General features: G+C 62.7%; 1 protein-coding gene. It reads left to right on the plus strand.

The genetic code is table 11. From position 1 onward, the window contains the following. A partial coding sequence (locus tag HMPREF0549_RS09950) for a hypothetical protein (protein WP_003718002.1) occupies positions 1-241 on the plus strand: 241 nt, incomplete at both ends.

A 241-nucleotide genomic window follows, 5' to 3' on the forward strand; every position in this document is an offset into this window, starting at 1 on the left:
ATCCGTGGCGTCACCGTCGGCGGCCAGGACGTCACCGGCGCCAACACCACGCCAGTGGTCATCACCACCGACAAGGGCATCCTGACCATCACCGGTTACGATGCCGCCACCGGCAAGATCACGTACTCCTACGAGGAAACGGGCGGCGCGGACGATCACCGTGCAGGCAACGATAGCGTGCGTGATGAGTTCCAAATCGTGGTCACCGACGTGGCCAACGTCAGCCGTGATAACAACCTCG

The organism is Limosilactobacillus vaginalis DSM 5837 = ATCC 49540 (assembly GCF_000159435.1).
GTDB lineage: Bacteria > Bacillota > Bacilli > Lactobacillales > Lactobacillaceae > Limosilactobacillus > Limosilactobacillus vaginalis.